The following is a 350-nucleotide window of genomic DNA, read 5'->3' on the forward strand; positions in this document are numbered from 1 at the left end:
TCTTTAATCTCTCCTATCTTTAATGCAAGTTTACTGCTTGGTGCTCTATCTGTAAGTGCGGTAAGTATTGCCGATTCTAAGTCTCATTCTCCGGCGGAAGACACTGAGCAAGAGCTACAAGACATGTCGGATCCGCTAGCTGTGTATACCCAAGCGGGTGTAGGTGTTACTAACAAAGGCTTAAACCTAAAAGTGGGGCAAACCTACGATACGGGTAATGCGAATACCATGGCGATGAACATCATCGAAGTAAAAGGCTTTGCGGGTGAAGCTTTAGGTTGGGATGGCAGCAGCCAGCGCGATGACTCTGTTGATTCCATTCGATTCCGTAACTTCGGTGTAGATCTAAG

1 protein-coding gene is annotated in these 350 nt (G+C 46.3%); it reads left to right on the forward strand.

What is annotated here, in order from left to right; genetic code table 11:
- Positions 1-350 (forward strand): hypothetical protein (locus tag Q4528_RS12930; RefSeq protein WP_303521885.1); only part of this gene is annotated, 350 nt, incomplete at both ends.

This window comes from Staphylococcus pasteuri (genome assembly GCF_030547725.1).
Taxonomy (GTDB): Bacteria; Bacillota; Bacilli; order Staphylococcales; family Staphylococcaceae; genus Staphylococcus; species Staphylococcus pasteuri.